Annotated in this window: 24 protein-coding genes; 11 read left to right on the top strand and 13 right to left on the bottom strand. The window is 71.4% G+C overall.

Annotated features, from left to right (window positions below; genetic code table 11):
• Positions 1 to 14 precede the first annotated feature (14 nt).
• Together HD594_RS16605 and HD594_RS16610 are read left to right on the top strand one after the other, a co-directional pair.
• Positions 15 to 980 (top strand): cation diffusion facilitator family transporter, encoded by a 966-nt coding sequence (locus HD594_RS16605; protein WP_184752198.1) that lies wholly within the window; start codon positions 15 to 17, stop codon positions 978 to 980.
• A gap of 10 nt (positions 981 to 990) precedes the next feature.
• Positions 991 to 1,920, top strand: coding sequence for an LLM class F420-dependent oxidoreductase (locus HD594_RS16610; RefSeq protein ID WP_184752200.1), 930 nt, complete (start codon positions 991 to 993; stop codon positions 1,918 to 1,920).
• Between the two features lie 3 nt (positions 1,921 to 1,923).
• Here the strand turns inward: HD594_RS16610 and HD594_RS16615 are convergent, their stop codons facing one another.
• On the bottom strand, positions 1,924 to 2,673 hold the full coding sequence (locus HD594_RS16615; RefSeq protein ID WP_184752202.1) for a DUF2306 domain-containing protein: 750 nt from the start codon (positions 2,671 to 2,673) through the stop codon (positions 1,924 to 1,926).
• A gap of 69 nt (positions 2,674 to 2,742) precedes the next feature.
• Positions 2,743 to 3,204: a tRNA adenosine(34) deaminase TadA gene (tadA, locus tag HD594_RS16620; protein WP_476703401.1), complete on the bottom strand. Its 462-nt coding sequence runs from the start codon at positions 3,202 to 3,204 to the stop codon at positions 2,743 to 2,745.
• Between the two features lie 37 nt (positions 3,205 to 3,241).
• On the opposite strand from tadA, the gene upp reads away from it, so the two are divergent.
• Together upp and HD594_RS16630 are read left to right on the top strand one after the other, a co-directional pair.
• The gene (gene upp / locus HD594_RS16625; protein WP_184752203.1) at positions 3,242 to 3,874 is read left to right on the top strand and encodes a uracil phosphoribosyltransferase; all 633 of its coding nucleotides are present in this window, start codon (positions 3,242 to 3,244) and stop codon (positions 3,872 to 3,874) included.
• Positions 3,875 to 4,121: 247 nt separating this feature from the next.
• Entirely contained in the window at positions 4,122 to 4,961 is an 840-nt protein-coding gene (locus tag HD594_RS16630; RefSeq protein WP_184752205.1) for an alpha/beta fold hydrolase, read from the top strand.
• 22 nt (positions 4,962 to 4,983) lie between these two features.
• On the opposite strand, the gene HD594_RS16635 is transcribed toward HD594_RS16630, so the two are convergent.
• Entirely contained in the window at positions 4,984 to 5,307 is a 324-nt protein-coding gene (locus HD594_RS16635; RefSeq protein WP_184752207.1) for a DUF3467 domain-containing protein, read from the bottom strand.
• Between the two features lie 102 nt (positions 5,308 to 5,409).
• Positions 5,410 to 5,559, bottom strand: a complete 150-nt coding sequence (locus tag HD594_RS16640) for a hypothetical protein (RefSeq protein WP_184752209.1) — start codon at positions 5,557 to 5,559, stop codon at positions 5,410 to 5,412.
• 120 nt (positions 5,560 to 5,679) lie between these two features.
• Between HD594_RS16640 and HD594_RS16645 the strand changes: the two genes are divergently transcribed.
• The 3 genes from HD594_RS16645 to HD594_RS16655 all read left to right on the top strand — a co-directional run bounded on the left by HD594_RS16645 (position 5,680) and on the right by HD594_RS16655 (position 9,164).
• The gene (locus tag HD594_RS16645; RefSeq protein WP_184752211.1) at positions 5,680 to 6,393 is read left to right on the top strand and encodes a lipoate--protein ligase family protein; all 714 of its coding nucleotides are present in this window, start codon (positions 5,680 to 5,682) and stop codon (positions 6,391 to 6,393) included.
• Between the two features lie 89 nt (positions 6,394 to 6,482).
• Entirely contained in the window at positions 6,483 to 8,882 is a 2,400-nt protein-coding gene (locus tag HD594_RS16650; RefSeq protein ID WP_184752213.1) for a transglycosylase domain-containing protein, read from the top strand.
• Between the two features lie 111 nt (positions 8,883 to 8,993).
• On the top strand, positions 8,994 to 9,164 hold the full coding sequence (locus tag HD594_RS16655; protein ID WP_184752214.1) for a hypothetical protein: 171 nt from the start codon (positions 8,994 to 8,996) through the stop codon (positions 9,162 to 9,164).
• Positions 9,165 to 9,189: 25 nt separating this feature from the next.
• Here the strand turns inward: HD594_RS16655 and HD594_RS16660 are convergent, their stop codons facing one another.
• The 7 genes from HD594_RS16660 to HD594_RS16690 form a co-directional block, all read right to left on the bottom strand.
• On the bottom strand, positions 9,190 to 10,575 hold the full coding sequence (locus HD594_RS16660; protein ID WP_184752216.1) for a DHA2 family efflux MFS transporter permease subunit: 1,386 nt from the start codon (positions 10,573 to 10,575) through the stop codon (positions 9,190 to 9,192).
• A 143-nt stretch (positions 10,576 to 10,718) separates the two neighbouring features.
• Complete coding sequence (locus HD594_RS16665; RefSeq protein ID WP_184752218.1) at positions 10,719 to 11,339, bottom strand: class I SAM-dependent methyltransferase; 621 nt, start codon at positions 11,337 to 11,339, stop codon at positions 10,719 to 10,721.
• Between the two features lie 22 nt (positions 11,340 to 11,361).
• Complete coding sequence (locus tag HD594_RS16670) at positions 11,362 to 12,198, bottom strand: F510_1955 family glycosylhydrolase (protein ID WP_246414084.1); 837 nt, start codon at positions 12,196 to 12,198, stop codon at positions 11,362 to 11,364.
• 76 nt (positions 12,199 to 12,274) lie between these two features.
• Positions 12,275 to 12,718, bottom strand: coding sequence for a DUF6153 family protein (locus HD594_RS16675; protein WP_184752220.1), 444 nt, complete (start codon positions 12,716 to 12,718; stop codon positions 12,275 to 12,277).
• 98 nt (positions 12,719 to 12,816) lie between these two features.
• Positions 12,817 to 13,110, bottom strand: a complete 294-nt coding sequence (locus HD594_RS16680) for an SHOCT domain-containing protein (RefSeq protein WP_221446654.1) — start codon at positions 13,108 to 13,110, stop codon at positions 12,817 to 12,819.
• Between the two features lie 261 nt (positions 13,111 to 13,371).
• Positions 13,372 to 14,031, bottom strand: a complete 660-nt coding sequence (locus tag HD594_RS16685) for a DsbA family oxidoreductase (RefSeq protein ID WP_184752222.1) — start codon at positions 14,029 to 14,031, stop codon at positions 13,372 to 13,374.
• A gap of 73 nt (positions 14,032 to 14,104) precedes the next feature.
• Positions 14,105 to 17,701, bottom strand: coding sequence for a TM0106 family RecB-like putative nuclease (locus HD594_RS16690; protein ID WP_184752224.1), 3,597 nt, complete (start codon positions 17,699 to 17,701; stop codon positions 14,105 to 14,107).
• Positions 17,702 to 17,789: 88 nt separating this feature from the next.
• Between HD594_RS16690 and HD594_RS16695 the strand changes: the two genes are divergently transcribed.
• A complete protein-coding gene (locus HD594_RS16695) occupies positions 17,790 to 19,883 on the top strand; it encodes an NAD(+) synthase (RefSeq protein WP_184752226.1) in 2,094 nt (697 codons plus the stop codon).
• Positions 19,884 to 19,889: 6 nt separating this feature from the next.
• Here HD594_RS16695 and HD594_RS16700 read toward each other — a convergent pair whose 3' ends face one another.
• Positions 19,890 to 20,456 (bottom strand): hypothetical protein, encoded by a 567-nt coding sequence (locus tag HD594_RS16700; protein ID WP_184752228.1) that lies wholly within the window; start codon positions 20,454 to 20,456, stop codon positions 19,890 to 19,892.
• A 66-nt stretch (positions 20,457 to 20,522) separates the two neighbouring features.
• Positions 20,523 to 21,101 carry a hypothetical protein gene (locus HD594_RS16705; protein ID WP_184752230.1) on the bottom strand — a complete coding sequence of 193 codons (579 nt, stop codon included), beginning with the start codon at positions 21,099 to 21,101 and terminating at the stop codon, positions 20,523 to 20,525.
• A 130-nt stretch (positions 21,102 to 21,231) separates the two neighbouring features.
• Here HD594_RS16705 and HD594_RS16710 point away from each other — a divergent pair, with 130 nt between their 5' ends.
• The 3 genes from HD594_RS16710 to HD594_RS16720 are packed head-to-tail and all read left to right on the top strand — an operon-like array spanning position 21,232 to position 24,770.
• Positions 21,232 to 22,695 carry a phytoene desaturase family protein gene (locus HD594_RS16710; RefSeq protein WP_184752232.1) on the top strand — a complete coding sequence of 488 codons (1,464 nt, stop codon included), beginning with the start codon at positions 21,232 to 21,234 and terminating at the stop codon, positions 22,693 to 22,695.
• A 4-nt stretch (positions 22,696 to 22,699) separates the two neighbouring features.
• Positions 22,700 to 24,184, top strand: a complete 1,485-nt coding sequence (locus HD594_RS16715) for a lipase maturation factor family protein (protein WP_184752234.1) — start codon at positions 22,700 to 22,702, stop codon at positions 24,182 to 24,184.
• A 28-nt stretch (positions 24,185 to 24,212) separates the two neighbouring features.
• Positions 24,213 to 24,770, top strand: a complete 558-nt coding sequence (locus HD594_RS16720; RefSeq protein WP_184752236.1) for a phosphorylase family protein — start codon at positions 24,213 to 24,215, stop codon at positions 24,768 to 24,770.
• Positions 24,771 to 24,778 lie beyond the last annotated feature (8 nt).

The following is a 24,778-nucleotide window of genomic DNA, read 5'->3' on the forward strand; positions in this document are numbered from 1 at the left end:
CTAAACTCGACCGCATGAGTGCATCCGGCGGCGGCAAGGCGATCATCGCAGCCTTCCTGGCCAACATGGGGATCGCGGTGGCGAAGTTCATCGCGTGGTTCATCTCGGGGTCGGCGTCGATGCTCGCCGAGGCGATCCACTCGGTCGCCGATTCGGGCAACCAGCTGCTGCTGCTCCTCGGCGGCCGCCAGGCCAAGAAGAAGGCCGATCGGGAGCACCCGTTCGGGTACGGCCGCGAGCGCTACGTGTACGCGTTCGTCGTCGCGATCATCCTGTTCTCGGTCGGCGGGCTGTTCTCGATCTACGAGGGCGTGGACAAGATCACCCATCCCCACGAGCTCGAGAACGTCTGGCTCCCGGTGACCGTGCTGCTGATCGCCATCGCCCTGGAGTCCTTCTCGCTGCGCACCGCGGTCAAGGAGTCCAACCAGGTCCGCGAGAAGAGCCAGTCGTGGGTGTCCTTCGTCCGGCGGGCCAAGGCCCCGGAGCTCCCCGTCGTGCTGCTCGAGGACGTCGCGGCCCTCACCGGACTGTTCTTCGCCCTGCTGGGCGTGGGCCTGACCGCGATCACCGGCAACTCGGTCTTCGACGCGATCGGCACGCTCATGATCGGCACGCTGCTGATCCTGGTCGCGATCACGCTCGGCATCGAGACCAAGAGCCTGCTCGTGGGCGAAGGAGCGACAGAGGGCGACCACCGCCGCATCGTGGCCGCGATCCAGGACGGCCCCGAGGTCCGCCGCATCATCCACATCAAGACGCTCTACCTCGGTCCCGACGAGCTGATGGTCGCCGCGAAGCTCGGATTCCGCGGCGACGTGTCGCTGGGCGAGGTCGCCGCGGCGATCGACACGGTCGAGGCCCGCGTGCGCGAGGTGGTGCCGGCGGCGCGCGTCATCTACTTCGAACCCGACATCTATCGCGCGCCGGCGTCTCCCGAGCCGCCCACCGAGCAGGTCGTCATCCGATCCACCGACTGACGAGGAAGTCATGGAGTACTGCGTCTTCACCGAGCCCCAGCAGGGAGCGAGCTACGACGATCAGCTGGCGTTCGCGCAGACGGCCGAACGCGTCGGCTTCGACGGCTTCTTCCGCTCAGACCACTACGTGCACATGGGAGCGGGCGACCCGCTGCCGGGACCGACGGATGCGTGGACCACGCTCGCCGGCCTCGCGCGCGAGACCTCGACGATCCGGCTCGGAACGCTCGTGTCGTCGGTGACGTACCGCCTGCCGGGGATCCTCGCCATCCAGGCCGCGCAGGTCGACGCGATGTCGGGCGGACGCGTCGAACTGGGGCTCGGGACCGGGTGGTTCGAGCACGAGCACCGGGCGTACGGCATCCCGTTCCCCGCGAAGCGCTTCGGTCTGCTTGAGGAGCAGCTCGAGATCGTCACCGGACTGTGGTCCACTCCCCCGGGCGAGACGTACTCGTTCGCCGGCGAGCACTACGCGCTCGAGGACTCGCCCGCGCTGCCGAAGCCCGTCCAGAACCCGCCCCCGGTGATCGTCGGCGGCGCCGGGCCGAAGCGCACGCCGGCGCTCGCGGCCCGGTACGCTTCCGAGTTCAACATCGGGTTCCTTCCCGAGCCGGTCATCGCCGAGAAGTTCGCGAACGTGCGGCGGGCGTGCGAGGCCGAGGGGCGCGACCCCGCGACCCTGAAGATGTCGGTCGCGCTCCAGACCCTCGCCGGCGCGACGGAGGCCGACCTCGAACGGCGCGCCGCGAACGCGAACCGGACCGTGGCCCTGTACCGCGCCGACGAGAACGTCGCGGGCGGCCGGGACGAGATCCTCGCGAAGGTGGAACGCCTCCAGGCGCTGGGCGCGCAGCGCATCTACTTCCAGCTCTTCGATCCGCAGGATGCCTCGCACGCGGAGTTCCTCGGCGAAGAGGTGCTCCCCCACCTGCCGCGCTGAGCGCTACGACGCGGGCGTCAGGCGATACGACGGCAGACCGCGGCGGCGGATGAGCCACTCCGCGACCAGCAGGTTGGGGAGCCACGCCAGGAACGGCACGGCGGCATACGCGTTCGTCCAGGCCGACTCGAACTCCCACGGCATGCCCAGCCACAGCGGCAGGAGCAGCAGCAGCGGGATCCACAGGCGCAGGGTGACCGCGGCGAACGTGAGCGCGTAGTTGCGGATCATCCACGACTGATGCGTCGCGACGTCGCCGCGCCGGATCGCCCGGTAGGCACGCCACCCGGTCAGCATCCACAGCACCGCGAGCGAGCCGAACCCGAACAGGCCGACCCAGCCGGCGGGGCTGACGAACGAGATCAGCAGGCCCGCGGCGCCGCCGAGGGCGACCGCGACGAGGTACACGCGGCCGGTCCACCGGTGCACACGCGGCAGCCGGTCGCGCAGCCCGCGCCAGAACTGCAGGGCGCCGAGGATGAGCGCGACGGATCCGCCCGCGATGTGGAGGTACAGGGAGAGCTGGACGAACAGCGGCTGCGCCGCGTAGGCCTCGGCGAGGCCGACCTGCTGCTCGGCGAGCGCGTCGAGGGGGCCGGTCGCGTACGGGGCGGCCGCGAAGGCGACGATGGCCAGCGCCGACAGGACGACGAACGTCCAGCCGATGCGGGAGCGCACGATCGGCGCGGCGGAGGCCGGCGGCGGCGTCGTGGCGGGCGATGCGGTGCGCGAGGTGGTGGTCGAAGTGGCCATGACGCCACGGTATGGCGGGCGCCTCCGGGCCGACACCGGGTTATCCCCCGGATCCGGTCGGGCTTTCCGTCAGCGGCGGTCGGCGAAGAAGTCGCGGAGCAGAGCCGTGGCGGCATCCGCCTCCACTCCCCCGAGGACCTCGGCGCGAGAGGGCAGGCGCCGGTCGCGCACGACGTCGTACATCGACCCCGCGGCACCGGCCTTGTCGTCCCACGCCCCGAAGACCACGCGCGAGACGTGCGCCTGCAGCAGAGCGCCCGCGCACATGACGCACGGCTCGAGGGTCACCACGAGCGTGCAGCCGTCGAGATTCCACGACTCGATGGATGCCGCCGCCTGGCGCATCGCGACGATCTCGGCGTGCGCGGTGGGGTCATGGGAGACCTCGCGCAGGTTCCGCCCCTCGCCGATGATGCGACCGTCGGCATCCGTCACCACGGCCCCGACGGGGACGTCTCCGGCCTCGCCGGCCGCAGCCGCGAGATCGAGCGCCCGCTCCATGGCGGCGAGGTCCGACGCGGCGATGTTCACATGACGAGGGTAGGACGTCACCGGCTAACCTGAGCGTATGCGCCTGCACGTCGCCGAACACCCGCTCATCACCCACAAGCTCACCGTGCTGCGGGACGAGACCACGCCGTCGCCGGTCTTCCGCCAGCTCACCGAGGAGCTCGTGACGCTGCTCGCGTACGAGGCGACGCGCAACGTCCGCGTCGAGAGCGCCGAGATCGTCACGCCCGTCACCCCCACGACGGGCGTGCGCATCAGCGAGCCCCGTCCGCTGGTCGTGCCGATCCTCCGCGCCGGCCTGGGCATGCTCGAGGGCATGGTCAAGCTCATCCCCACCGCCGAGGTCGGCTTCCTCGGCATGGTGCGCAACGAGGAAACGCTCGAGCCCTCGACGTACGCCGAGCGCCTGCCCGACGACCTCAGCGACCGCCAGTGCTTCGTCCTGGACCCCATGCTCGCCACCGGCGGGTCGCTGGGCGCTGCGATCGAGTTCCTGTTCGCGCGCGGCGCGCAGGACGTCACGGCCATCTGCCTCCTCGGCGCCCCCGAGGGCGTCGCGGCGATCGAGAAGCAGGTCGGCGACCGCGACGTCACCCTCGTCCTCGGAGCCCTGGACCAGAAGCTCAACGAGAAGGGCTACATCGTGCCCGGTCTCGGCGACGCCGGCGACCGGCTGTACGGCACCGTCTGACGCGTCACTCCACCGCGACCGTTGGCGGCGCGGCGCCCGCCCCTCGCCGAACGAGCGCCGCACCTGCGCCGGTGGGCGCATCGCCAGGCTACGAGGCTGCGCTCGAAGCGCCGCCGGGGTTGACACACGCGCGCTCGGCGCGTAGCGCGCGTGTGCACACCGCGCAGCCTGGCCAGGCCGCACGGGCGGGGCTACGCTGATCACGGCCGCCCCGACCGCCTTCACTCGACGACGAGCAGGAGTGCCCATGGCCGAGCAGCGAACGCACGCCGCGCACACGAGCGACGGAATCACCCTCAGAGCATCCGTCCACGGCGCCGGTCCGCCGCTGGTGTTCTGGCACGGCGCCTACGGCGACGGCGACCTCGACTGGCGGGGGCTCGTGCCGTACCTGACCGGGCGATTCACCTGCTACCTGCCCAGCTGGCGGGGCCGCGGGCTGAGCGACGACCACCCCGATGTGAGCTACGGGCGGCGCGTGGACGACGTGCGCGACTTCGTCCGCAGCATCGGCGAGACCACCGGGCTCGTGGGCTGGTCCGGAGGCGGGAACCCGGTCCTCGCGGCTGCGGCCGGGAGCGACGGGATCTCGGCCGTGGCGGTCGTCGAGCCCACGATGGGCGCGAGCATGGACGACGAGGACCGGGCCGGCTTCGGCGCTGCCGTCACGCGCATGCGTGAGCTCGCAGCGGACGCGAACCCGGTGGATGCGCTCCGTGCGGCCGCCGAGTACCCGTTCAACGACGACGAACAGGCTTCCGCCGACGAGGCGGGCTACTACGAAGCGGCGGCCCGCTACGTGCCCAACCTTCTCGCCGTGTTCCAGCAGCTGCCGCTGTGGAAGGGCCCGACCGCCGACGACCCCGCCGTCCTCGCAGCGATCGCCTGCCCGGTGCTGGTGCTCCGGGGTGAGGTGACCAAGCCGTTCTGGGTCCGCGGCGCCCAGCACGTGGCGGATCACGTCCCCGACGCACTCATTCAGGTGCTCGCCGGCGCAGGCCACGCTGCTCCGCTGACCCATCCCGCGGCAGCCGCCACCGCTCTCGGCGACTTCTTCTCGTCGACGGGGCGCGCCCGTCAGCTCTAGAACGCGCGGTTCGGCCGGCGGGTCAATCGTCTTCGAGCAGGGAGTCCGGCGGCTTGCGGCGACCGGTCTCCTGCTCCCAGAACTCCAGCTGCTGGGTGAGCGCCTTCGCGAGCTCGAAGACCTGCTCGGGAGGAATGCGGATGCGGCTGACGACGCGCGCGGGCACCAAGGTCCGCCGCTCGCCGCTCTCGGGGTCCACGTGATCGCTCGGCGGTTTCGCGAGAGTGAGGAAGTCCATCACGAAGACGGTCGGCGTGTGCCACACGTTCGCGAAGTCCGCGTACGCGCCGCCGATGAGCTCAGGGGGCAGATCGATCTCGAACTGGCGCGGTGCCTCTTCGGCCATGCATCCTCCTCCGTCGTGCGCGAGTCTACGCACCCGGCATCGCCGGTGCGCGGCGCCCGGCCGCGGAGCCGCTCGGCCGGGCGGAGTCCCGGCCGTCTCACCTCACCGCCGCAGCTCCCAGGGGCCCTCGAGCGTGGGGTCGTGGCATTCCCGGGCCAGCCAGACCGACGGGTAGACGGCGCCGCACAGGGGGCATTCCCAGAGGTGGGCGGCGTCCGTGATCTCGGGTGCTTCGTGTCGTGCCGTGTCCATCACCTGCTCCTCGGGTCGCACATGAACGGACTCTCAGTTTCCACCCGTGGCGACCCCTGCGGGCCGGGACTTTGGTCCCGGCGTGTCGCAGCCGGCACCTCCCGGTGTCATCCTGGAGGCGTGGTGAGCACCCCGTCCGACTCCGCGCGCTCGAGCGGCGGAGCGCTCGTGGTCCGCCAGAGCGAACGGCTCGATGCCGAAGCGGACCTCGCCCGGTCCGTCGAGCTGCTGCGGGCGGTGGCCGCGGGCTCCATCGCCGAGGACCGGGTCGTGCGCCTGTACGCCCCGGCGCCCACCGTCGCGATGAGTCGACGCGAGAGCCGGCTGCCCGGATTCGAGACGGCCCAGGGCGTCTCACACGTCCACGGGTTCGCGCCGGTCATCCGCCCCACCGGCGGGCGGGCGGTCGCCTACGACGAGTCCTGCGTCGTGTTCGACATCGTCGCCCGGGAGCCGGCGGGCGCCTCGATCGATCAGGCGCGGTTCTTCCGGGAGATCGGCGACTCGCTCGTCACGGCGCTCCGCGGCATCGGCGTGGACGCCCGCGTCGGCGACGTGCCGGGCGAGTACTGTCCCGGCGAGTTCAGCATCAACGCGCGAGGACGCGTGAAGCTGATCGGGACGTCCCAGCGCGCGGTCCGCGGAGCGCGGCTGCTGAGCGGGATGCTCCCCCTCGGGGACGTCGCGCAGCTGGTCGACGTGCTCGCCGGCGTGAACGCGGCGCTCGACCTCGACTGGGACGCGACGACCTTCGGCAGCCTCGCCGCCGAGCTTCGGGGAGTCCGGCGCGCGACGGCCGAGGATGCACTCGTCACAGCTCTTGCGGCGCGCTGACCCGAACGGCGAGGCATACTGGCAGAGTGACTCCCTTGGCCGACACGATGCAGCTCCGACCCCTCGCGGGCCGATAGGACGCGCGACCGATGAACCCCTACAAGCGGACTCTCGCCGGTGTCATCGGCGGGTTCATGGGGCTGATCGCACTCAGCGTCGTCGCCGCTCTGCTCATCGTCACGCCGTTCGTTCCGGGCCTCGTGATCGCGGGCAACGCGGGGTACAAGGCCGTGTCGCTGTTCGACGGCCTGCCGGGCTACCTCGAGATCGACAGGCTGATGCTGCCGACCACGATCTACGCGAAGGACTCCAGCACGGGGAAGGACGTCGAACTCACCACGTTCTACGACCAGAACCGCGTGCCGGTCGAGTTCGACGAGGTCGCGCCGATCATGTTCGACGCGGTCCTGTCGTCGGAGGATCCGCGCTACTACGAGCACGGCGGCATCGACATCTTCGGCACGACGCGGGCCCTCATCTCCAACGCGCAGGGCGGCGCGACGCAGGGCGGCTCGTCGATCAGCCAGCAGTACGTCAAGAACGTGCTCGTGCAGCGATGCGAACGGGATGCCGCCGCGAGCGACACGCAGACGCGCGACGAGGTGCTTCAGGCATGCTGGCTGGCCGCCACCAACGCGTCCGGCTCCGACGGATACCAGCGGAAGCTGCAGGAGATCCGCTACGCCATCGAACTCGAGCAGAACTACTCGAAGGCCGAGATCCTCCTCGGCTACCTGAACATCGCCAACTTCGGCGGCACGACGTACGGGATCGAGGCGGCCGCGCGCTACTACTTCGGCGCGTCCGCCGCCAAGCTCTCGATCGGTCAGGCCGCCGTGCTCGCCGGGATCGTGCAGAACCCCAACACCTACCGCATCGACAGGCCCGGCGGCTCGATCTTCAGCACCGACGGGGCCACGTTCAACAAGGCCGCCGACGGCTCCGTCGACGACGTCGACCGCGGCACGCTGGCCGCCCTCGACACGCTGCTGGCAGCGGGCACCATCACCGACGAGCAGTACCTGGCCGCGGGCGACGCGTACAGCGCGACGAAGGGCCGCCAGCTCTACGTGCTCGACCGGATGCGCGAGGACGGTCGCATCACCGAAGACCAGTTCCTCGCCGCGGCGATCGAGCCCATCTCGCCGAAGATCACGCCCCCGCACACCGGCTGCGTCGCGACGAAGGCGCCCTTCTTCTGCCAGTACGTGGTCAACACGGTGCGCTCGGACCCGGCGTACGCCGCCGCGTTCGGCGAGACGGCCCAGGACCGCCAGCGGTCGCTGACGCGCGAGGGCCTGAAGATCTACACGACGCTCGACTGGCGCCTCCAGAACGCGTCGCAGTCCGCCGTGAGCCGCTACACCCCCGCCACCGTCCCCGGGATGCGGTTCGGGGCGGCGTCGGTCAGCATCGAGGCGACCACGGGGCGCATCCTCGCCATCAGCCAGAACAACAAGTTCTCCGAGGACGCCGAGCTGACCTCGTCCTCGCGCGCGTACACATCGCTCGTGTACGCCGGAGACACCGTTCACGGCTCGTCGATCGGCTTCCCCACGGGATCGACCTTCAAGCTCTTCACCCTGATCGACTGGCTCGAGCAGGGTCACTCGCTGTACGAGAGCGTCAACGGCAACGTGCGCGTCATCCCGCGGCTCGCCGACCGCTGCGACGGCCCGTGGGTCAACGTCGAGAAGGCCGTCGTCCTCAACTTCGCCAAGGCGAAGGGCTACGTCGGCACCCCGATGCAGTTCACCGCCCAGTCTCTCAACAGCGGCTACCTCGGCATGGCCGAGAAGCTCGACCTGTGCGACATCGAGGACGTCGCGACGCGCATGGGCGTGACGCAGGGCAGCGGCGCGCGTGTCGATGTGAACGGCGCCGCCGCGATCATCGGCACGAACAACATCGCGCCGGTCGCGATGGCGGCGGCGTACGCCACCGTCGCGAACAAGGGCGTCTACTGCGTGCCGCGCGCGATCGAACGTGTCGTGAACGCCGACGGCCAGGAGATCCCGGTGCCGGGCAAGCAGTGCTCGCGCGTGCTCGATCAGGACATCGCAGCGGCGGCGGCGTTCGCCCTGCAGGGCGTCATGAACCCCGGCGGCACCGGCTATCAGGGAAACCCGAACGACGGCACGCCGATGCTCGGCAAGACCGGCACGCACGAGGCGTTCCAGACGTGGCTGGTGGAGTCGAGCACTCGGGTCACCACGGCCGCGTGGGTAGGGAACACGATCGGCACGGCCGACCTCTTCCGCACGTGGCACAACGGGGCGCTGCTGTCGAGCGCCCGCTACTCGATAGCCCGCGACATCCAGACCGTCGCCAACAGGCACTACGGCGGCGGGTCGTTCCCCGCTGCCCCGGCCGAGTTCCTCAGACGGCCCTATGTGGCTCCACCCGCGCAGGACTCCGACGATGACGCAGAACCCGCCGGCAACAACAGCGGCGGGAACAACCGCGGAAACGGCAATCGCAACGGCTGACGTCGCTCAGGCGCGTCCTGTGAATTCGATCGAACGCTTCCGGAGCGGGCTTCCGCGTCGTACACTCGCCGCAGCGTTCGACACGTTCGACCCGAGGGACGAGGCACGCCCATGACTGCTGTGAGCTGCACCTGGTGCAATGACATCGTCACCCAGGATCTCTACAACGACGGCGACCTGGCATCAGCATTGACGACCCACGACAAGGCGTGCGCCGGGCACTCCGTCGGCGGACCGTGCGACCACACCGGCCCCTGCTACACGCGGGCGTCGGCGCGCTGACGGCAGCCGGACGCCGAACTCGGTGTCATCGGGTCGTCGCGTGCGCCGGCCGATCGCGGATCATCAGCGCCACGACGATGGTCGCCGCCACCGCCAGCGCCGCGTCGAGGATGAACGCGTTCCGGATGCCGGTCGTCACCGCCGCCGCGGCGAGCACGACCGCGGTGTTGATCCCCAGCCCGACCGACCCGCCCGCGACGTTCGCCATGTAGACGATCCCGCCGGCGAGACTCGAATCGGCGGGACCGACCGAGGTCACGGCCACGGTGGTGATCGCCGAGAAGTACAGGCCCACGCCCACGCCGCACAGCACCAGCCCCGGCACGAGCGGCCCGTAGCCGTTTCCCATGAGCACCGCGAGGAGCGTGGCTCCGACGGCAAGACAGCTCGCCCCGGCGATCACCACCCGGCGCCCTCCGACGCGATGGTAGAGCGGGCCGGCGAGGAACGAGACCCCGCCGAAGACGAGCATCATCGGGAGGAGGCCCGCCCCTGCCGCGAACGCGCTCCAGTCCAGCTCGTTCTCCAGGTACTGCGGCACGTAGACGAGGATGCCGAAGAACACCGATCCCAGCAGCGGGATCGACACCAGCGCCCCCGCGAAGTCCCGGCTCGCCACGACGCGGGGCGGCACCAGCGCATCGTCGCCCTGCCGCCGCTCCACGAGCACGAACAGCGGCAGCAGCACCACGCCGATCACCATCATCGTGACGACGGACGGCGATCCGAAGCTCTGTGCCGTGCCGATGTCGAGGGCGACGAGGATCATCACCACCGCCGCCGACAGCGAGGCGATCCCGAGATAGTCGACGCGGGCGCGCGCACCGGCCGACGACTCGGGCACGTTGCGTCGGACCACCAGCATCGTGACGAGCGCCACCGGCACGTTCACGAAGAAGATCCAGCGCCAGTCGAGCAGATCCGTGAGGACGCCTCCCAGCAGCGGACCGATCGAGTTCCCCAGGCCCGCGACCCCGATCACCAGTCCGCCCGCCAGCCCGCTGCGGTTCTTCGGGACGATGTCGTAGGTCATGCCGAGGACCGACGGCCACATCATCGCGCCGCCGATGCCCATGAGGGCCCGGGCCGCGATGAGCAGGCCGATGTTCGGCGCCAGCCCTCCCAGCAGGGAGAACGTCCCGAAGATCGCGGCGCCGATGAGGAACACGCGCCGCCGCCCCAGCAGGTCGGCGAGGCGCCCGCCGGTGACGATCAGCACGCCGAACACGACCGTGTAGCCGTTGATGACCCACTGCACGCGGTTGAGCGTCGTGTCGAGATCGCTCTGGATGCTGGGCACCGCGACGCTCAGCGCGGTGAAGTCGTTCGCGACGACGAAGACGCCCATCGACAGCGCGATGAGCGTGACGACCGCCTGCCGTCCGAGTCGCTCCGGTGCGGACGCGCTCATTCCCCGGCCGCCCACCGTGCGCGGGGGCCGACTGCCGCGACGCCGACCACGGCCGTGCACGCGCTCGGCTTCCCCCGGTCGTCTGCGCCCGCCCCCATGCCGACATTGTGTACCAGCATCCGCGGCCTCCGCGCCCCCGAGCCCTATGTCCGCAGGAACACGTACGCGAACGCCGAACGCGTGTAGGAGATCCCGCGGCCGCGGTCGCGGATGCGATCGGGGTCCGCCTCGGACGGCTTCCGAGGGACGAGGTACCGGTCCAGACCCGTCGTGTCCAGGCGGTAGCGACCGCCACGGTGCTGCACGGCGGCCACGAGCGTCAGGTCGGGATCGAGGGCGGCGAGGCTGGCATCCCCGTGGCTCGTGTTCGCCACGAGCAGTCCGCCGGGTCGCAGGTACCGTCGGCAGTGCTCCCACACGGGGCCCGCGTACAGCGAGATGAGCAGATCGAACGCCTCGTCCGGGACGGGAAGCGGCGTCGTGTAGTCCGCGTGCAGGAACCGGATGCCGTCGGCCGAGCCGGTCCGCGTGCCGGCGAGCTCCGCCTCGACGAGACCGGAGTCGGCGAAGTAGCGCGCCGCGCGCCGATCGGTGTCGACATAGGTCACGGAGCGGATCGCGGTGGACGGTGACAGGTCGAGGTAGCACCCGGGGTACAGCGCGTCAGCGACGTCCCACGCATCGGCGATCGCCGCGAACATCGGCGACCGGTCGCCGATCGATTCCCGATACGACGCCCACGACGACGTCGACGTGCGGGTCATAGCGGCATCCTCGTCGTCCGCGTCATCGCTCGCCCCCGGGCAGGAACCGGAGACCCGCCTCGTCGACCACGGCGATCTCTCCCGTCGACGTGAGCGCGACCGCCTGCGCCTGGCCCTCTGCGACACCCGCCTCCGTCCAGGACGCGGCGGCATCCGCACTGACCCAGATCGTCCCGGAGGTGTCCGCGCCGACGAGCGTCGCACGGTCGGGCGAGGCGGACAGGAGGTACAGCGCCGGGGAATCGGGCACGGGGGCGAAGGTCGTTCCCTCGTTCACGCTGAACATCACGCCATCGGGCGTGGTCGCGTACACCGTGCGGGTGCTGTCGACCGCGAGGGCATACGCCGAGAGGTCGGCACCTGCCGGGCCCCAGGTGGCACCGCCGTCGGCACTGGTCAGCAGAGCGGGATCGTCGGTGGCGAGGCCGTACAAGATGCCGTCGGGACCGGCGGCGAGAGCGTGGAAGTCCTTCGTGCCGGAGTAGGCCATCGGCTCCCATGACCGGCCGGCGTCGTCGCTGCGGATGATGCCGAGGTGCGGCGAACCCCATTCCGACGGCGTGTTCGCGCCCGGGTGGCCGGAGGCGACGAACGCGTCACCCACGACGGCGAGACCCATCGCGTCGAACTCGTACCCGCCGATGGGCTCCCCGATGGCGCCGTCGGAGCCGACGGGAAGGAGCCCCTCGTGAGTGCCGAGGATCGTGCCGCCCGTGGCGGGGTCGGTGATGATCGCATGGACGTGGGTGGACGATGCGGACGCGTGGTCGTCGTCCGTCGCGGCCGTCTGGGCGGTGCAGGCGGTGAGGATGGCAGCGGCGGCGGCGGCGGCCACCGCCGCGGGAAGGCGGAAGTGCATGGTTTCTCTCGATCACGGGTGATGGGGTGGTGCCGAAGCGGCAGGACCAGGGATGCCCGGGGTCCGGGCGTCCCCATCACGTGCGACTGATCGAGAGCGTCCTCAGGTCGGGTCGATCGGGGCGCGCTCGCGGCGCGACCGGGCGCAGGAACAAGACGCTGCCCGCACCCGCAGTCCGGATCTCTCGAGGCACCGTCCGGGCGGCGAGAAGGGCGATCACGAGCAGCGCGATGACGCACATGGTCACCGCGTCATGCTCACCCGCGAGAGCACATCCCGCACAGTCGGCGCCGACGTCCTGCGAGAGCACCGAGGGCATCGCGGCGCCGTCGGTCGCGTGACCGGGAGCGGCCGCCTCGGCGACGACCGCGGAGCCGACCGTGTCGGCGTGCGGGGACGATGTCCCGCTCCCCAGCGAGTGCATGCCGACGAGTCCTGCCAGCAGCAGCACAGCCACGAGGACGGCGAACCACCGGCGATCGGCGCGAACGCGCCCTGCCGCGTTCGACGACACGTCCATTCGCTGGTCCTCTCGGCTCCCGGCCATCGTAGCCTCGCGGCCCGGGCTGCCCGATCCGTGAACCTCGCCTGTGACGGCGGCCAGCGGCATCCTGCCGCTCAACCGCCTCTCAGCACTCGCATGCGTTCGGTGAACTCATCCGTGTCGATCTCTCCCCGCGCGTATCGCTCCTCGAGGATCTGCTGCGCCGAGCCGGTCGTCGCGCCGGCTGCCGGTCCGGTCCCCACCGGCGGGGTCGGTTCCCGCGGCTCCTTCGGCCGCAGGCTGAGCCGGATCGCGACGTACACCAGGAGCCCGATCCCGACGAGCACGAGGATGGCCCACACCCAGCCCCACCCCCAGCCCATGCCGAAGCCCATGCCGTAGCTGCCGCCGTCGTCGTCCCACATCATGCGAATCACCCTTCCGGTCATGGCGTGCCGTCACGCGACTCTCGGATACCCCCGGCGGGTATCCGAGAGCATCTCCAGGCTACGTCGCATCTCAGCCGCTGTGGGGGGACATAGGTCCCGAGGCCCCGGTTCCGCGGATGGCCGCGCGTGCGGGAGCCGGGGCGGGCAGGGCGCAGAAGTCACCCTCGCACACGTACTCCCCTGCGCCGAGCAGAGTGAGCGGGCGGGGCTCGCCAGGAGTGTGGGCGGTCGGCCCCGCGCTCATGCGACCTGTTCCTCGGCCGCGACCTTGGTGAGCACCTCGGCGAACATCTCGCTCGGCTGGGCGCCCGAGACGCCGTACCTGCCGTCGAACACGTAGAAGGGCACGCCCTGGATACCCAGCGCGCCGGCCTGGCGGACGTCCGCCTTCACAGCCGGCAGGTGCTCCTGCGACTCCAGCGACCGCACGACGTCGTCGCGGTCGAAGCCCAGCGACGCGGCGAGGTCGGCGAGGTCGGGAACCCGGCCCACGTGCCCGCCGTCGACGAAGTACGCCTGGAGGAGTGCCTCCTTCATCTCGGCCTGGCGGCCGCGCGCCTTCGCGTAGTGCAGGAGCTCGTGCGCCTTCACGGTGTTCGTCTGGTGGGTGTGATCGAAGTCGTAGGCGAGCCCCTCCTCGGCGGCGAGCTGCGTCACGCGCGCGAGCATCTGGTCGACCTGCGGTCGGGCCAGGCCGCGGCGCTCCATGAGGTAGTCCGCGGGAGTGCCGTCGTAGCCGACCGGGGTGTCGGGCGACAGCTCGAACGAGTGGTACTCGACCTCCACATCGACGCCGGACGACGCCACGGCCTTCTCGAAGCGTCGCTTGCCGATGTAGCACCAGGGGCACTGCACATCGGACCAGATGTCGACCTTGACCGGGGGACGGGACTCGCTCATGAGATACGCCAACCCCGGACGGCGCGATTGCATTCCCTCGCATGCACCCGGCGCGGGAGCCACGACGGCCGATCTACGCACCCGCCCCCACGAGATGGGCGAACGCACTCAGGCGGCCGACGCCCTCGGGCGTGTACGGCAGGTCGTCGAGCAGACCCGGCGAGTGGACCAGGTAGGCGGTGTGCTCGGCGCGCGAGACGGCGACGTTCAGGCGGTTGCGCAGCAGCAGGAACTCCAGGCCGCGCGGGGCGTCGCGCCCCGACGACGCGGCGAGCGACACGATCGCGACCGCGGCCTCCTGACCCTGGAACCGGTCCACCGTGCCGACCGGCACCGCGCCGAAGCCCGCCTCGGCGAGAGCTCGTTCGACCTCGACCTGCTGGGCGTTGTAGGGCGTGACGACGATGATGTCGTCCTGCGTCAGAGGCCGCACTGGCAGGGCCACGGGCGAACCCGCGTCGTCGACCTCGACGTCGTGCCACCCCCGGCCGACGAGATCGCGCACGATCCCGACGACGGCGTCGGCCTCTTCGGGCGCGTGGGTGGCACGACCGTGGTGCCGGAGCGAGACCGGGATCAGACCGGGCGCGACGCCGTCGATGCGGCGGAGAGCGGTCGACGGATGAGCCGCGAGCTCCCCGTCGTACGACAGCGCCGAGACGGGGGCTGCGACCTCGGGATGCATGCGCCACGTGCGGGCGAGGAAGTAGCCCCGGTCGGCGGGGATGACGTCGGCACCGTCCATGACCCACCCCAGCGCGGACGTGTCGACCGGCTCGGGATGCGTGCCCTGGCTCACCTGAGGCAGCTGCTGCGGGTCGCCGAGCAGGAGCAGACGCGGGGCGGCGAGGGAGACGGCGATCGTCGAGGCGAGCGAGAACTGTCCGGCCTCGTCGATCACGAGCAGGTCGAGGCTCCCCCGGGGGAAGCGCCGCTCGTTGCTGAAGTCCCAGGCCGTGCCGCCCACGACGAAGCCGTCGTCGGCGTGCTCCTCGGCGAACCCGGCCACGCCGTTCTTCTCGATGACGGTGAACGACACCGGCGCGTCGCGGTCCTTGGGCGCCTTCGCCACCTGTTCGGCCGGGACGCCGGCGGCGACCACCCGGTCGAGCATGTTCTCGACGACGGCGTGCGACTGCGCGACGATGCCGATCCTGTAGCGGCGCTCGCTCACGAGTCGGGCGATCACGTGGGAGCCGACGTACGTCTTGCCGGTCCCGGGCGGACCCTGCACCGCGAGGTAGCTGCGGTCGAGGTCGGCGACGGCTCGCGTGATCGTGTCGACGTCGTCGCCGTCCCGACGCGGCAGCCCGCCGGTGACGGTGCGAGGCGCCCGCCGGCACAGGATGTCGGTCGCGGGATCCTCCGGCAGCGCCGGATCGGCCGAGATGAGCGCATCGGCCCACTCGTCGATCGCCAGCTGCTGGCTCAGCGCACGGGGCGGGGCGGCCGGGGTGATCGCGAGCGGCAGCTCCGACCACGTGAAGCCCTCGATCGCGGCCTCCTCGACCACGACGCCGTCGTCGAGGACCTCGACGACGGTGACCCGGTGATCACCGTGGATCCACCGCGCGTGCGCATCGAAGGGGAACGACACCGGCAGCTCGTACAGGGCGAACGGCGTGCCGCCCTCGCTCAGGCGCGTGCCGGGAGCGAGCTCGCCGCGCAACTCGAGCACGCGATGATCGGCCCGCCGGCCCTCCGCTCGGTGCCAGTCCTCGCGGACGCGGCAGCGGTCGGGGTCCAGCACGATGACGTCCCGCGTCTCGTCCCACACCGAGACGGGCTCGCGCAGCCGCAGGAAGTGCGTCGCCCAGAACGACTTGGCCTCGCGCGGGTAGTAGTCGATCGCCGCGGCGCCCAGCCGCAGCGCTCGCGCCTCGGGCGAGTCGGGCGTGTGGCGCAGCGCCAGCGCATCGAGCGTGAGTGCGCGCAGAGACGGCTCGTACGCGGCCTCGGCGGGCTCGGGATTCGGCGACGGGCGCAGACCCGCCTCGCGAGCGCGATCCACCAGCCAGTCGCGCAGGCGCCGGGTCGAGACGCAGTCGTAGCGGTTGTAGTCGGCGAGGTCGGCGAGGATGGCCGCCGCCTCGGCCTCGTGCCCGTCGTCACGCAGGCCGCGGGCCTCGACGTACTGCACGATCGAGTCGTCGCCCTTCTGCACGTCGCTCGTGCGGACCTCGTCGCCCATGTACAGCGGTTCGAGCTTCTTGATCGAGTACGACCGCGACCCCACCCTCAGCGCGCGCCGCACGATCGGGTACAGGTCCACGAACACGCCGTCGCGCAGCAGGCGGTCGACGTCGGCCTCGCGCGCCCCGTAGCGCGCGGCCATCGCCAGCAGATGCGTCGGCTCATACGGAGCGTAGTGGTAGATGTGCATGCCGGGGTGCTGCTCGCGGCGCAGCGCCACCATGTCGAGGAAGTCCTCGAGCGCCTGCTTCTCATCGGCGAACGAGTGCGCCCACAGCGCGCCGTACTCCTCTCGCATGTCGACCCACCCGAACAGGTAGTCGATCCCCCACGTCGCGGACTCCCCCGCGGCCGGCGACTCGGTGTAGAGCGGGTCGCCCTCGAAATCGAAGAACAGGTCGCCGAGGTCGGGCCGCGGCAGAGCGGCGAGCGCCTTGGGCGCGACGACCTCGAACACCGGCACGGGCGCCGGGGCGACGGCAGTGGCCGTCGCGGCGACGGCGGCTGTTCCGGACCCGCCGGCCTCCGCCGCGGATGCCGCCTCCGACGCCGAAGGCTGCGGCACCCCCGCGGGGCTCTCGAGCTGCAGGCGCGCCTGCGTCCGCAGCATCGAGAACACCTCGTGCCGCATGCCCTCGGGGCCCGACCGCGCCGACGCCAGATCGTCGATCGTGACGATGCCGGCGTCGCGCAGCCGCTCGCGCTGCACGGGCCGCATGCCCGCGACCAGCAGCAGATCGCGGGTCGCCGTGACCTCGATCTCGCACGTCGCGCAGCGGCCGCACGCGAGCACGCCGAGGTCGCCGCGCGGGTCGCCCCACGCGACCGGCTCCCCCGCCGCACCCTCGTCCAGGCGCCGATCGGCGATGAGCGCCTCGAGCCGCGCGCGGCGCAGACCGAAGACGGGCATGAGGTCGGTGACGCGGTGCTCGCTGACCGAGCCGTCGCCCAGCAGCAGCTCGACGCGGTCGGCGCGGGGTACCCCGATCCGGTCGAGCTGGTCGACGTATGCCGCCAGCTGCATGAGGGCGGTGACGCGCGCACGACGCGCCAGCTTCGTGTCCTGCACGACCCACGCACCGCCGGCATGCGCTCCGTCGCGCACGAGGAAGTCCGCGAACCCGACGAAGCCGTCGGACGCGAACGCGGCCTGATAGATCACGAGCGCGTCGGATTCGAGCGCCGCACGGGTGCGCGCGACCGCCGACGCCAGCCCCTCGGCATCCGACGAACGGGTCTCGGGGATCTCGACGACACGGTCCCCGAACCGCTCGACGTAGCCCGCGAGCACGCGCTTCTCGTGCACCAGCCCGAGCCGCCCCGCGCGCTCGAGAGTGAGGTCCTCGGGTTCCTCGACGGCCGGCACACGCCCGAGCTTCGCGTCGATCGCGCGCAGCCACGCGAACTCGCACTCGGCGGCCGCCTTCAGGTCGCTGGCGCTCCACACGAGCCGTGCCTCGTCAGGTATGTATCGCAAAGCCCCACCCTTTCCTCCCCGACAGTACCGAGGGCCGGCGACACCGGCGCCTCGCCCGCGGCGAGCCCCACCTGACAGACTGGGATCCATGAGCACGAGCCGTCTCGACTTCGAGAGCGCCTACCGCCACGGATTCGCCCGGATCGCCGCGTGCACCATCCCGGTGCGGATCGCCGACCCGGCCGCGAACGCCGATGCCGTGCTCGCGTCGGCGCGGCAGTGCCACGACGACGCGGTGGCGGTGGCGGTCTTCCCCGAGCTGTGCCTGAGCGGCTACGCCATCGACGACCTCGTGATGCAGGATCCGGTGCTCGACGCCGTGGTCGCCCAGATCGAGCGCCTCGTCGAGGCATCCGACGATCTCATGCCGGTCCTCGTGGTCGGCGCGCCGCTGCGGCACCGCAGCAGGCTGTACAACTGCGCCGTCGTGATCCACCGCGGCGAACTGCTCGGGGTCGCGCCCAAGTCGTATCTGCCCACGTACCGCGAGTTCTACGAGCGCCGCTGGTACGCCCCGGGCGACGATCAGGACGATCAGGACATCCGCGTCGGGGCGTTCGAAGCCCCGTTCGGGCCCGATCTGCTGTTCGAGGCACTGGACGTGCCGGGCCTCGTGGTCCACGCCGAGGTGTGCGAGGACGTCTGGGTGCCCATCCCGCCGTCATCGCAGGCCGCGCTCGCCGGCGCGACGGTGCTCCTGAATCTCAGCGGCAGCCCCATCACGATCGCGCGCGCCGAGGACCGCAAGGACCTGTGCCAGTCGCAGTCGCTGCGCTGCCTCGCCGCCTACGCGTATGCCGCCGCCGGTGCGGGCGAATCCACGAACGACCTCTCGTGGGACGGGCAGACCATGATCTACGAGGGCGGGCTGCTGCTGGACGAGACCGAGCGCTTCCCCGCCGGCCCGCGCGCCTCGATCGCCGACGTCGACCTCGATCGGCTCCGCCAGGACCGCCTCCGCCAGGGCACGTTCGACGACAACCGCCGCACGACGCAGGCGCCGCTGGGCGCGCGCGAGTTCCGCACCGTCCACTTCGAGCTCGACCCGCCGACCGGCGACATCGGCCTGCGCCGCTCGCTCGACCGGTTCCCCTTCGTCCCGGCCGACCCCGAACGGCTGGCGCAGGACTGCTACGAGGCGTTCAACATCCAGGTGTCGGGTCTCGTGCAGCGCCTCGAGGCGATCGGACGCCCCAAGCCCGTGATCGGTCTGAGCGGCGGCCTCGACTCCACGCACGCGCTGCTGGTGGTCGCGCGGGCGATGGACCGGATGGGGCTCCCCCGCAGCGACATCCGCGCGTTCACGATGCCCGGCTTCGCCACCAGCGACCACACCAAGTCGAACGCGATCGCACTGGCCGAGGCCATCGGCGCGAGCATCGAGACGATCGATATCCGCCCGGCCGCGCTCGAGATCCTGCAGGGCATCTCGCACCCGTTCGCCGACGGCGAGCCGGTGCACGACGTCACCTTCGAGAACGTGCAGGCCGGCATCCGCACCGACTTCCTGTTCCGCCTCGCCAACCACCACGGCGGAATCGTCATCGGCACCTCCGACCTGTCGGAGCTGGCCCTGGGCTGGGCGACGTACGGCGTCGGCGACCAGATGAGCCACTACGCGGTCAACACCGGCGTGCCGAAGACCCTCATCCAGCACCTCATTCGCTGGGTCATCGCCCACCGCGGCGGCGAAGGCGCCGCCCGGCTGTCCGATCACGCGCGCGATGTGCTGCAGTCGGTGCTCGACACCGAGATCTCGCCCGAGCTGGTGCCCGCAGGGCAGGACGGCAAGATGCAGTCCACCGAAGACCGCATCGGCCCGTACGCGCTGCACGACTTCGCCCTGTTCCATGTGCTCCGCTACGGCATGCGCCCGTCGAAGATCGCGTTCCTCGCCGAGCACGCGTGGCGCGATCCGGATGCCGGCGCCTGGCCGCCCGGCTTCCCCGACGTCGACCGCTACGGCTACGACCTGGCGACCGTCGTGACGTGGCTGCAGGTGTTCCTGCGCCGCTACTTCGCGTTCGCGCAGTTCAAGCGGTCGGCGATCCCCAACGGACCGAAGGTGTCGCCCGCCGGGTCGCTCTCGCCGCGCGGCGACTGGCGTGCCCCGTCAGACGGCAACGCCACGGCGTGGCTGGCCGAACTGAAGGCGGCGCTGCCCGAACTCGTCGAGGAGTGACGCCCGTCACAGACCCGTGTCGCGAACGCCGACCCGGTCGGGGATGTCGAACTTGAGGCTCGGCAGCCACGTGGACGGCTCCGGCCACGGCCGCGACGACGGCAGCGCCGTCAGCAGGCGCCGGACGGCGTCGGCGGGGGAGGTCGCCGGCGCATCGACCGGCAGCACGCGCCGCGGCGCACGATGCCCGAGCGCCCCGCACCACCAGTGCCGCCACGTGTCCTCGGCCGCGGACGGCTCGAGCACGATGTAGTAGTCGGGCATGATGGCCTCGCCGGCCTCGAAGCGCGACAGCGCGGCATCCACCTCGACCTCGAGGACCCCCAGCGTCGAGCGCTCCTGGAACAGCTCGACCCACGCCGACGCGACGTGTCCCAGCGGGTCGGCGTCGTGCACCACCCACGGCGAACGGGCGGCGGCGATGCGGCGAGCGCCCAGCGACGGGTCGTCGTCGCCGAGCGGAATCGTCTCGACATCGCGGATGCCGTCGAGCGCCGTCAGCGCGTCGGCGGCGCCGTCGCCGACGATCGCGACGACCGTTCCGGCGGGTGTGAGCCAGTCCCCCGATGCCATGTGCGCCATGCTCCAGGGTACGGCTGAGCCTGTTTCGGCCGCGTGAAGGATTCGCGGCGATTCGGATCAGCGCGGCTCGGCGCCGTACGCCAGCGTGATGATCCACCCCTCGCGCGACAGATCGGCGAGCTGGTAGTAGACACGACGGTCGGGGATCCAGCCCTTCGTCAGCGGAGCGTCCAGCCGCACGTGGTCGGGCTTGACGCGGGCGCCGCGGCCGTCGGCCTCGCGCACGGCCTGCACGCGGGTCCAGTGGGCCAGCAGCGTGTCGACGTTGCTCTCGTCGAACAGATGCGAGTGGCGGCGCATCTCGCGCAGCAGGGCCTCGTCGGGGTGCGCGTCGCGCAGGTCGATGCCGAGGGGGACAGCGGGATCGGCGACGGCGACGACGGTCGCGCCGCGGAAGCTGGCGTTCTTGATCTTCAGCGGCACCTCCTCGCCGTCGACCTCGGCGAACAGCTCGGTGTGGAAGCCGAACTGCGCGGGCGACTCACGCTCGACGCGCACCTCCTTGAGCTCGCGCTTCAGGTGCGCGGCGACCAGTTCGCGGGCGAGCACCCGCTTGCGATCGTGCTCGCTCATCTTGGGGTCCCAGCCGAGCTTGGCGGCGATTCCGTCGGGGGTCTCCAGCAGCACCGATTGCATGTCAGCCCTCTTCCTGCGGACGGTCTCCGCACTCCAATCCTGGCCGACACCCGGTCGAGGCGGAAGCGCACGCGCGGCGAGCCCGGTGAGCCGTCTTCCCCGCGCCGGGGCCACCGGGCAGGATGGGCGCATGGCCAGGCGCGCGACCGTCGTCGGCAGCGGACCCAACGGACTGACCGCCGCCGTCACCTTGGCGCGCGCCGGCTACGACGTGCAGGTGCTCGAAGCCGCCGACACTCCCGGCGGCGGCGTGCGCACCGCCGAGCTGACCCTCCCCGGGTTCCGCCACGACGTGTGCTCGGCGGTCCATCCCGCCGCGCTGAGCTCGCCGTTCTTCCGTGCGTTCGGCATGCGCCGGCGCGTCGACTGGATCGTCCCCGACGCTTCGTACGCGCAGCCGCTCGACGACGGACGCGCCGCGATCGCGTGGCGCGACCTCGACCGGACGGCCGAGGAACTCGGACGGGACGCGCGGACCTGGCGCGCGGTCGTGCAGCCGCTGTCGGAGAACCTCGACGCCGTCGTCGACATGACCGGGCACCAGCTGCTGCGCGTGCCGCGGCATCCGCTGGTCATGGCGCGCTTCGCGGCGCGGATGCTTCAGCTCGGCACGCGCCTCGCGCGCCCGACGTTCGCGACCGAGGAGGCGGCGGCTCTCCTCGCCGGCGTCTTCGCGCACGCGGGCACCGCCCTGCCGACGATGGCATCCGCGGCGTCCGGACTGTTCCTCGCCGCCCACGGCCACACCGCCGACGGGTGGGCGTACCCCCGCCGCGGCGCCTCGAGGATCGCCGATGCGCTCATCGACGATCTCGTCGCCCACGGCGGTGAGATCGAGACCGGGCGCCGCATCGACCGGCTCGACCAGCTGGACTGGGGCGACCCCGAGGCCGGTGATCTGCTCATGCTCGACACCTCGCCGCGGCTGCTGCTGACGCTCCCGGAGCTGCCCACCCGCTACATCCGCGCCGTCGCCTCGTACCGGTACGGCACCGCCTCGGCCAAGGTCGACTTCGCCCTCGACGGGCCGGTGCCGTGGGAGAACCCGGCCGTCGGCGAGGCGCCCACGGTGCACCTCGGCGGCACGTGGGAGCAGGTCGCGGCCAGCGAGAACGCCGTCGCCGCCGGGCGCGTGAGCGAGCGGCCCTACGTCCTCGTCGTGCAGCCGAGCATCTTCGACGACTCGCGCGCACCCGAGGGCTCGCAGACGCTGTGGGCGTACATCCACGTCCCGCCCTCATCGACCCTCGACCCCACCGAGCTTGTCACCCGTCAGATCGAGCGCTTCGCTCCGGGTTTCCGTGACCGCGTCCTGGCTTCGGCGGCGATGACGGCGGCGCAGCGGTCGGCCTACAACCCCGCCGACATCGGCGGCGACATCCTCGGCGGCGCATTCACGCTGCTGCAGGCGGTGCGACGCCCCGTCGTCTCGGCGGAGCCGTGGCGCACGCCCGCCCACGGCGTCTACCTGGCGTCGGCGTCGACGCCGCCCGGGCCCGGCGTGACCGGCATGCCCGGCTGGCACGCCGCGCGGCTCGCCCTCGCCGATCTCGCCGGGGTGCAGGTGGATCTGGAGGACATCTTCCTGGAGTGATGACATGGACGGCTTCGGGGCGGTCGACTTCGAGTTCGCGCGGCAGGTGCTGCAGCGGGGCATCGCGGCGCTCTATCTCGTCGCGCTCGTCTCGACGCTGAACCAGTTCCCGGCGCTCCTGGGCGAACGGGGCCTGCTGCCGGCCCCCGAGCTGCTCGCGTGGGCGACGCGGTCCAAGCGGACAAAGCGGATGCTGCGCCCGACGGTCTTCGCCCGGATCCGGTACTCCGACGCCCGCCTGCGGGCGCTGTGCATCGGCGGCATCGTCGTGGCGGCGGCGCTGGTGGCCGGCATCCCCCAGCTCGGGCCGCCGTGGGTGCCGATGCTGTGCTTCCTGGCACTGTGGCTCGGCTACATGTCGATCTCGTCGATCGGGCAGACGTTCTACGGCTTCGGCTGGGAGATGCTGCTGCTCGAGGCCGGATTCCTCGCGGCGTTCCTCGGCTCGAACGGACAGCCGCCCGCCACCGCCGTCATCGTGCTGTTCTGGTGGCTGCTGTTCCGGCTCGAATTCGGCGCGGGCATGATCAAGATCCGCGGCGGGCGCGAGTGGCGCGACCTCACGGCGCTGATGTACCACCACGAGACGCAGCCCATGCCGGGGCCCCTCAGCCGCCAGGCGCACCTGCTCCCCCGCTGGTTCCATCGCTCCGAGGTCGTCGGCAACCATTTCGCGCAGCTGGTCGTGCCGTGGTTCCTGTTCGCCCCGCTCCTGGGGCTGTGGATCCCGGGTCCGTGGCCGGCGATCGTCGGCGCGGCCGCGGCCGCCGTGATCATCGGCACGCAGCTGTGGCTCGTCCTGACGGGGAATTTCGCCTGGCTGAACTGGGCCACGATCGTGCTCGCGTTCTCGGCCATCGGAATCCCCGGCGTCGGCGCGGCGGCGACCGGCCCCGCAAGCGAACCGCCGTGGATCATCGACGGGCTCCCGCTGTGGTGGCTGGTGGTCACATCGGCCGTCTCGCTGCTGTTCGTCGCGCTCAGCTGGGCACCGCTGAAGAACCTCTTCGCGCACCGCCAGCTCATGAACGCCGCCTTCAACCGGTGGCAGCTCGCCAACGCGTACGGGGCTTTCGGCACGGTGACCAAGGAGCGCATCGAGATCGTCGTCGAGGGCACGCGCGATGCCGACCCGGAGCAGGCGACGTGGGAGGAGTACGGGTTCAAGGGCAAGCCGGGAGACGTGCGGCGCATTCCGCGCTGGTTCGCGCCCTACCACCTGCGCCTGGACTGGCTGATGTGGTTCCTGCCGCTCGGCCAGCCCCTCGACGAGTGGTTCGTGCCGCTGCTCGGCAAGCTCCTCGAGGCCGACCCGGCGACGCTCCGGCTGCTCGCTCGCGATCCGTTCGCCGGCACCCGGCCGCGCTTCGTGCGCGCTCTCGCATACCGCTACCGCTTCGCCACGCGCGAGGAGCGTCGCCGCGACGGCGTGCGGTGGGTGCGCGACCGGCGCCGCGTCATCATCCGTCCGGCGCACCTCCAGCAGTGACTCAGGCGGACACCGGCAGAATAGGACGGTGAAACTCCTCGTCGCCGCCCTCGAATCCGAACTCGCCGCCTTCCCCGCAGACCTGCCGGGGTTCGACCGGCTCGTTACCGGACCCGGGAAGCTGCAGGCGACGTACGCGCTCACCCGCGCCCTCGAGGCCGGCTCCTATGACGAGGTGCTCGTGGTCGGCACGGCCGGCGCGATCGACCGACGCCTCGGTCACGAGGTCTACGAGGTGGCTGCGGCGATCCAGCACGATGTCACCGACATCGACGGCATCGTCGGCCAGCACGTGTCACTGCCCGCCCGTGTCGAGCTCGGAGCGGGCGAGGTCACGATCGCCACGGGTGATCACTTCGTCGACGATGCCGAGGCCGTCTCGATCATCCTGCCGCTGGGGGCGGGCCTGGTCGACATGGAGACGTACGCGTACATCTGGGTCGCGCAGGAGTTCGGCATCCCGATCCGCGTGCTCAAGTCGGTGTCGGACCGCGCGCAGGACGACGCCCACGCCACGTGGCACGAGATGGTCGAGCTGTGCTCGGCACAACTGCGCGAGCGCGTGCGCGTCGACTACGGCGTCTGACGCTCAGC

It is taken from the genome of Microbacterium thalassium (assembly GCF_014208045.1).
GTDB lineage: Bacteria > Actinomycetota > Actinomycetes > Actinomycetales > Microbacteriaceae > Microbacterium > Microbacterium thalassium.